Origin of the sequence: Bradyrhizobium sp. ORS 375, from assembly GCF_000239775.1 — a bacterium.
Lineage (GTDB): Bacteria > Pseudomonadota > Alphaproteobacteria > Rhizobiales > Xanthobacteraceae > Bradyrhizobium.
The window spans coordinates 1-762 of record NZ_CAFI01000358.1; the positions used below are offsets into that span (position 1 = coordinate 1).

The window sequence follows — 762 nt, forward strand, 5'->3', positions numbered from 1 at the left end:
GGGGACAGGACAGGTCAAGTCGCTCAACGACCTCAACACCAAGCTCGCAGCCAACAACCTGCAGGCTTCGATCGACTCGACCGGCAAGATCACGCTGACCACCACCAACGACGCGGCCTCGGCCACGATCGGCGCCATCGGTGGTACGGCGGCGGCGTCCAGCCAGTCCTTCAACGGCCTGACTGCGGCGGCTCCGGTGGCCGATTCCACCGCGCAGGCGCAGCGCTCCAGCCTGGTCTCGCAGTACAACAACGTGCTGGCGCAGATCAACACGACTGCGGCTGACGCCTCGTTCAATGGCGTCAACCTGCTGAACGGCGATACGCTGAAGCTGACGTTCAACGAGAACGGCAAGTCGACGCTGTCGATCACCGGCGTGACCTTCAATTCGGCGGGTCTCGGCCTGTCGACGCTGACCTCGGGCACCGACTTCCTCGACAACAACTCGGCGAACAAGGTGATCGGCGTGCTCACCACGGCGAGCGCCACGCTGCGGTCGGAAGCGTCCACGCTGGGTTCGAACCTGTCGGTGGTGCAGATCCGTCAGGACTTCAACAAGAACCTGATCAACGTGCTGCAGACCGGCTCGTCGAACCTGACGCTCGCCGACACCAACGAGGAAGCGGCCAACAGCCAGGCGCTGTCGACCCGCCAGTCGATCGCGGTGTCCGCACTGTCGCTCGCCAACCAGTCGCAGGCCAGCGTGCTGCAGCTGCTGCGCTGATCGGCGGCTTCGTCCCATCGAGATCGGAGGCGGCGGGG

1 protein-coding gene is annotated in these 762 nt (G+C 65.1%); it reads left to right on the top strand.

Annotated features, from left to right (window positions below; translation table 11 throughout):
• Nucleotides 1-724: flagellin (locus BRAO375_RS25320; RefSeq protein ID WP_035642106.1), on the top strand; the 724-nt coding region annotated here is incomplete at its 5' end.
• Nucleotides 725-762 lie beyond the last annotated feature (38 nt).